This is a genomic window from Streptococcus sp. 2741, from assembly GCF_013276315.1.
In the GTDB taxonomy this organism is placed as follows: Bacteria; Bacillota; Bacilli; order Lactobacillales; family Streptococcaceae; genus Streptococcus; species Streptococcus pseudopneumoniae.
Genome location: NZ_VMKU01000114.1, coordinates 1 through 7,700, shown reverse-complemented (window position 1 = coordinate 7,700; position 7,700 = coordinate 1). Strand labels below are relative to the sequence as shown.

Below are 7,700 nucleotides of genomic sequence, written 5' to 3'. Positions count from 1 at the left end.
GTTTTAGAGGCTTATTTACTATGGACTAAAGTTGTACAAGAAAAGTGCAAATAAGAAATCTCCAGATTAGGAACTATCCGTGAGTTCTCTAGTCTGGAGATTTTTCAATATACTTCGTTATTGGGCGGTTACTACTATACTTCGTTATTGGGCGGTTACGAAGCAGGTGAAAAACTACCTCCCAAATGAAAAGGAATTAAGCAACCAAACGCTACTTAATTCCTTGAAATTGTCTCATCACCTCTATTAGCCTTTAAATTTTGAAAGACTCTATTTGCTAATCAATATTTGTCAATACTAACCCTTTCAATCAATTCATTAGTTTTCTAAACTAAGTCTATTAATAAATCCAAAAAGAGTATCAATAGTAAAGTAAACTAAATAATTGAGTTATAAATAGCTATTTTCACAAAACTGTTTCATCATCACACCATCTCAGTACATAAACCATTTTTTCATCTATAGCTTTTGTCTTAATCTTAATCTTTTTTCTTTAATCCAAGAAATGCACCTACGGTAAACATTATTCCGGCAACCAATGACGTGAAGACTTCGCTAACTGTTCCGGTTTTTGGCAACCTATCATTGTTAGTAGTTGATTTACTATCAATATTGGTATCTTTATTAGCTATGTTCTCTGGTTCATTAAGATAAACTTCCTTCTCATTTTCAAAGTTTTTATCATTTTTATCAGGAACTGGAGCTGTAACATCCTTAGTTGAATCAGATCTTTGACTTTCATCTAATTGACTATAATTTACTTGTACAGGAACTGTAGTTTTGACATCTTTAGTTGAATCAAATTTGTGTGAATGATCTTCTCTTTGTAAATCCTCTTTTCTGTGACTTTCATCTAATTGATTATGATTTGCTTGCACCTTATCTTTCTTTTTGGATACATCAAAAGTAGGTTTATTTTCCTCCTCCTTTTTCTCCTCTATTTTCTTGAATACAGGTTTTATAAGGGTATCTTTTGATAGATTAATAACATAGCCAGCGTCTTTTTTACCTTCGAAACCAGCAATTTCCCAACCATCAAATCGATAGCCTTTTTCTAATTCACCCTTATAGACAGGTAAAATAAAATCTTCTTCCGGCACTATCTGAGAACTCATTTCTTTTCCATTTTGAATGGTCACAGTCACCCTATGAGGTTTTAATTCGCTCATTTCTCCCGTATCTTTATTTAAAATAAATTCTTTTACGGTTGTATTTCTTGCGAAATCTTTTACAAGAATCTTAATATTTAGTGTCTTATCTGTTAGTTGTTTAATATCATCAAATGATGTATATTCTTTTCCATTTACATAAATATGTTGTTCTTGAATCTCACCATCGAATCCATTATTTCTTTTATCATTGATGTTAAAGACTACAGATTTTCCATCAGCATATTCGATACTAGTATTTCCCTTAGGATCAATGTTTACTTCGGGTTTAACATTATCATATAAAAATTGATAGTGGACTCCAACCGCTTTCGCATTCAAATCGCTATAGCCAGTTTGAAGATAAACATTTCCATCCATATCTGTTACCTTATCTGGAAATCCGTTTGCTTTATAATCTTTCATCCCCCAGTCCATGATATCACCGTCTTTAACATTAAGCTTAACGTTAAAATCTCTAGTGTTATCAATGTGTAAATCTCCGTAGATTAAATAATTATCTACAACCGATTCATTAACCCTCAATTCCCAGTTAAAACCACCCTTATCAGAAATCTTACCTCTTAAATAAAATTCTGGATTTCGTACATAAATTTTATTAGATTTAGATGGATTAAAGTAGTTCTTATCCATTGAAAGGTTTACTGGTTTGGTATCAATAAATAACATGGAGCCATCTTCTTTTATAGCTTCTACATTAGAATATTCCTCCCCATGATACTCTTTATTATCTTTACCAAATAATACAAGTTTAGAGGAATCTGTCACAAGATTTCCATCTTTATCGATTGCTTCCCCTTTATCATTCATGTTAAAGGTAAACACTTGATATCTTACAATGTTAAAGCCGTCCAAAGCCGACATTAATACTGATTGAGTGCTTCTTCCATCTTTAACATTTCTACTATCAGCATAAATTGTTGTTTCTGAAAGGACTCTTAGATTAGGATTGGTCTTTTGTATTTTTGCTATATCTTCCTTGCTATAAACTCCATTCCCTGCTAACATATCCGTTTTTCCAGGATTATAGGTAGTCACTTTTAGTGCATAGCCTTTTCTTAGAATGATGTTATCCTTTAACAGATATTGTTGTTTTTCTGAATCAGAATAGATTTTACCAGATTCCATTTCAGTTAAATTGTTTGGTTTGTTCTTTGAAAGATCTCCTTCTCCTAATTCGATTACATTCCCATAACTTGATGCATAGGGATATTCTGTTTTAGTTTCCTTATTTTTTTCAGGCATTCTAATTTTAGTTTTAGCTTTTGTTTCACCCTTATCTTTTACAAGGATATTCATATCACCCGTAAAGGATAGACCATCGACTACATCATTTGTGTTTGCAAATAAGTCAAAGGTTAGAGTTTTAGTTTGTGGGTCGTATTTACTTGCCTTAATTTCTATTAATTTGAAGTCATTGCCATAGTAAGCCTTAGCATTTTTGGATACATTACTTACTTTTCCAAGAATTTCAAAATGTCCATCCTTTGATGGGCTTAATACTCCACCAAGTTTTGATTTAACATCATCAAGTTTCTCAGTTTCATATTCTAGAGCACTCTTATCTTCATAGGCAGTTATATTTCCTTCATCGTCATATTGATAATCAAGCTCTACTGTTCTTTTTCCACCAGTTACAAAGTCATATTCTTCCCTATATTTCTTTTTAATGAGTTTCTTTAGGTCTTTATTTTCAAAGTCTCTAATTGTTGAAATAGTTTTATTTATTTCAAGGCTAGCTTCTCCCTCAACTGAACTTTCTTCAGCTGGTTTTGAATCTTCATCCTTAGCTTGATTATTATTGGTATTTTCCTCTGGGCTCTTTGCATTTTTGAGTTTTTCTTCAGAAATTTCACCTAGTTTTTCATATTTAGAAGCATCTTTGTCAGGATCTACTAGGTAATAAGAAATCATTCCTTTTTCATCAGCTTGGTCATCAAATTTAATTCTATGGATTTTGGTGAAGTTGCTTGCACCATCTAGGGCGATTACTTCGATGATTTTTCCTCTTAAATCTCCTGCTCCGCTAATTTCGTAGATAGTATTTCCATCTTTATCAAGCTTCCTATTTCTTCCCTCACCCTCTCCGGCGTAAGTTACATCAAGACTTTTCTCAACATCTCCATACTTATCGACAAGAGCTGCACCTGCGTACCATACTTCGTTGGCTACTTCTTCAAATTTCTCAGGATGTTCTTTTTGGTCTCTAGCAAACAAGGTTTCGTGTTTGTACTCATCCTTTACCTTGTGGTAGGTATCTTTTGCGATCAATTTAATTTTATCTGGATTAGAAAAATCAATTGAAATAATTTTTGGAGCTGTATTATCAATTTTTACTGGTATATAAGAAACTTGCCATGGATAATCCTTGGTTAATCTATATTTGAATTTGTAGAAGTATTGACCCTCAGCTATTGATTCAAATTGTCCTCTTATCCTAGTAGCTGGATCTTGGTTATCCTTACTTTCTGGTTCATTTTCTTCTCTACCTCTAGGGTTATAGATGAGTCCATCCCACTTCAAATCACCCCAAACTTTTAGTTTAGATGATTTGATTCCCTTTGCATCATTGCTTTTAGAATTTAAAATTCCTCTAATAAAGTGTTCTCTCGAAATGACTTTTAAGTCTCTTTGATTTTCTCCCTCTTTATTTGTATTTACTATTGAAATCAATCCTTCTTCTGCACTTCTTAATACAAGTGGAGAAGGTGTTAATCCTCTTTCTAGTGAAACACTTTGTGGTTCTCCCTTTGAGTCAAGTGGATATACCCTAGCAACATTAGATCCACTAGTGGATTCTGCATGAATACCTTGGTTGTTAAAGGCAAATAAGTCTGGGTCTTGGTCTAGTGATGTAATATTTTTATCTTTTCTGTTTTGAATAATAGCTGCTGGATTAAATTTATCTATACCATGTTCTCCACCAATACCCTTGTTCAAGGTTCCAGGAATTTTCGGTTTACCATCATCATCATAACCTTCCATTGTTTTTGATTTTGAACCCTCTTCCCAGGCCCATTTATCAAGGATTGGTTCGTGGTTCCAATTCCCAGCAAATCCCATTAGAGGCATCGACAAAGAAGGTTGGAAGTTTATTTTCTTCCCGTTAGAGTTTAGAGCTTCCATTTCTTCCACTGACTCAAAATGAATAAATGATTCTACAAATTTATTTTTGTCTTTAGCCTCTCCAACATTTATAACCGCATTCAAATCAAAGCTAGAATTTGCGCCTATAGTGAAAGTATCATGCTCAAATGTGATATTTGCTCCTTTGATTTTTTCTGGATGGATTTCTGGAACAATTTGCTTACCATCTGGAGATTTTTCATCTTTGTATGTTTCATCCAGCTTTAATCTATCAGTTAGAGAATCTGTAGTTATCGCTGATGCTGAAACTTTAAAGGTCAAAGGTCTGTTTGATGTATTGTGAAGCTTAATTGTAAAATATTTTTCTTCTCCTTTTATTTCTTTAAGAGAAATAGAACCATAAGAGTTTACCAAACCTTTAGAATCCTTGTTTTTGAAAGTCGCTACAACTTCATTTCTCAAAGCATTGGCCACATTAATTAGGCCTGCTCCCTGTTGTCTAGGTGATGCAAAGTATTGGCTTTTTTCTTTCCAAGACGTTGCGTCCATCATCGGTCGCGCAGTATTTTGTAGAGCAATTTTTGTAAGACTTGTAAGGTCTATTTTGTCATCTCCCTCAAGATTTCTCAATACAGGTCTTTCAAGCATTTCCTTTAACTTCGGTCTAATCAAAACAGTAGAAGCTGCTACGATTGGAGTTGCCATACTGGTTCCTGACATATAGCCATAAGTTGATTTACCATTAATGACATTAAGCGTGGATTTAATATTTTTACCAGGTGCTGAAACATCGGGTTTTAAAAGTAAATCTATTCTTGGCCCCCAAGATGTGGATCCTGCTGGAACGATGATATCTTCTTTATAGAGTTCTTTGTCTGTGTCAGGTGCAAACTTAAAGTCAATCTCTTTTTCGTCACCTACATTCGGTTTGTTGGAATTAAAACTTTCCATATCAATTGGATAGTATTGCTCCAATTTATCTTTAAAATCTTCTTTATTATTTCTTTTGACTTCAGTTTTTTTATCAGGATTAATCATGTTCCATAGCTTTACACCATCATCTCCTGAAATTGAAAACACTTGACTTTTAGTACCTTCATCCGCTTCATATCCCATAGCTGGAAGCTCTGTCCAATTATCTCTATTGTAGTAATTGACAGTATTTACAACCATAATGGCGCGTGCGCCCTTATCCGTAGCTTTTTTAAAAGCATTTTTTAAATCCTTTGTATAAATTCTATCCATTACTGCAATTTTGCCCTTAAGATCCAAACCTATCAAATCTTGGTCTTGGCCCTTGCCTATATATACAAATTTCAATTTACTAGGAGCTTTTGAACCATCTTCATTTGTTGTGATTTTATTCTTATCGAAAAAGGCCCCTATATTTCTGTATTTAAAACTTTCTCCACCTATGTTAACTTTATCAAACTCAACTGTTTGATTTTTAGCAGATGCAACCGCTATCGCATCTTCATGTGCTGCTGTTCGCGTTACATTTCCAGTGTCGGTCATTTTCAGATGATTATTTGCCACTAAATCCCAAGAAGAACTTGAAGCAGAAGTCGCATAGTTACCCGTAGCGACAACCATTGGAATGCCTGCTTTTCTTAATGCTCTAATAGCTTGCCAATATTTCTCACCTACAAGACCTGTTCCTGTAAAACCAGATGATACCGAAACAACATCAACGTTGTGTTTGATAGAATCTTCAATAGCATGAAACATTGTTTCATCCCCTGCGAACCCAGATCCTGCGTCAGAGTACATTTTATAAGAGAAGATCTGTGCATTAGGTGCAATTCCATCTATGCCATTAAAGTTCTTGATGTCTTTTTCAGTATCATTTCCAGCAAGAATCCCTGCAATATGCATCCCATGGGGATCAAAATAATCACTTCCATCATCAGCTCTTTCTACGGTAATTTTACCACCATTATAATAATTAAAAGCATGAGGAATTTTATCACTCAACCAATAATTTTTATCAGTGCCTTTTAAGTCTTCTTTTTTAAATCTCATTGAGGCTTTGGCATCATCATCAATCCTCATGGCCTTATGCCTATAATCTGTCCCGGTATCGATATTTGAAATGACCATACCTCTACCATCAAAGTTTTTCCCAAATTGAGCATTAATGGCCTTTAGGTAATCGATAGCCTCCTCAACTCCAATTTCCTTTCTGGCATGATTCATCATGGGTTGGACTTTTTGTGCCCTTTCAACCGATGAGATACCTTCTATGTGTTTAATTTTGTCCAAGTTATCTGGAGTTGTTTCTATGGCACTACCGTTAAAAATTCTATCATAAGTATATAAAACTTTTGTATTCTTAAGACTGGATAGTCCCTTGATTGCTTTTTCTCTAGACTCTTCATCTTTAAATTCAGCAATATAGACAAGTCTATCCTCTTTTTTGGGACTTTCTGAGTCTTTACTTGCAGACGAGTCCGCTTTATCTCCTTGGGATTGATTGGAATTTTCTTCTTTGCTTGTTGCTTCTTCATTGCTAGTGCTATTGTCTATCACAGGATTTTTACTAACAACTTCTTTTTCCTCAATAATTGTTGTGTTCTTTTCTTCAGTATCCTTTGAAGCTTCTATAGCATGATGAATCTCTTCATGTTTCTCTTTATTTTCTGTTTCCTTATCTACTACTACTTTTTCTTTATCAGAGATATTTAAAGCATCTTCAGAGCTAGATATATCTGCTAAGACTAGCTTATTAGGGGCATAGGCTGCTAAAATAACTGCAGCTGTGGTTAATGACAATACTGTACTTTTTTTCATTTTAATTCCTTACATATTTATTTAACTTCCAATAGATAGAAAACTTTAACTTTGCTAGCCTTTGTTATAAAAAGTTTTACTAAGTATTATCTAGGAAATAGAGTAGTACATTTATATATAATTGTTAGCTCTCCATAAAAATAGTATATCATTTTTTAAATTTAAGTCAAGAAAAATTAATATGTGTTAATTTATTTTTTAATACACATTAAAAATATAGAGTCAAAAACTTTCGTAGTTAGCTGGGGTACATTGTCAGAACATTCACACCATCAAAAATAGTAGCAATCAAATTGAACCACTACCAAAATCACAAAGTCAAACATCATTGATGAAATATCAGCGCTATTAAACAATATAAATAACCGCTAAGAATAAGACTTAACCCCAAATCATTCATACCTCTCTCAACTAGATGTAACTTACAAAACCCCTGACCTCATGAGCCACTTTCTTCCTCCTCATGAGGCCAGTTTTACTTTCTGCTGTTCCAGTATCGTTTTTCCTCGCTAGATTTCCTCAAAAGGGCAGACTCCTCCCTTGGTGCGTCACACGATTTTTTCATCTCGACTGTTCTTTAATGCATCATTAACGACGCTTTTCTTCTAGGTGGTTCATAAGGAACAGGAAGATTTAGGTTGACTTTTCTAATCC

At 33.9% G+C, this 7,700-nt stretch carries 1 protein-coding gene; it reads right to left on the bottom strand.

What is annotated here, in order from left to right; all coding sequences use genetic code 11:
• Positions 1-479 precede the first annotated feature (479 nt).
• Positions 480-7,046, bottom strand: coding sequence for a S8 family serine peptidase (locus tag HT671_RS09590; RefSeq protein ID WP_172923144.1), 6,567 nt, complete (start codon positions 7,044-7,046; stop codon positions 480-482).
• Between the last annotated feature and the right edge of the window lie 654 nt (positions 7,047-7,700).